The sequence below is a fragment of the Desertibacillus haloalkaliphilus genome, assembly GCF_019039105.1.
Taxonomy (GTDB): domain Bacteria; phylum Bacillota; class Bacilli; order Bacillales; family KJ1-10-99; genus Desertibacillus; species Desertibacillus haloalkaliphilus.
In genome coordinates, this window is sequence record NZ_JAHPIV010000325.1 from 1 (window position 1) to 381 (window position 381).

Below are 381 nucleotides of genomic sequence, written 5' to 3' on the forward strand. Positions count from 1 at the left end.
CCTTCATACAGCTCTTTATTTTGTTCATTCCAGCGCTCTTCCTGTTCATAAAATGGTGTAATGACAGCAAGTTTTAAATCTGGAAACTCCTCTTGAAGCTCAAAGACCACTTCAGCTGTCCATATTTCTGCACCTAGCTGACCTGAAATGAGCACCCATTCCAGCCCGTTTTCAATGAGTGCCGCCAGCCTTTTCCGAAGTTCCGCTTTTATGTATTGAAGTGCAGGCTCGTCTTGTTTGAAGATCCCAAGCTCAAATGGCTTGTACCCTGTGACAGCAATAATTTTCATTTTTTCACCTGCTTTTAAAAAAAGGGACTTATAAAAGTCCCATTTCACTTTATCTGTTACAGCAAGGTCCACCGCAGTTAAAGTGTTGATG

Annotated in this window: 1 protein-coding gene; it reads right to left on the reverse strand. The window is 41.7% G+C overall.

From position 1 onward, the window contains the following. A partial coding sequence (locus tag KH400_RS22160; RefSeq protein WP_312889332.1) for an SLOG family protein occupies positions 1–290 on the reverse strand: 290 nt, incomplete at its 3' end. Positions 291–381 lie beyond the last annotated feature (91 nt).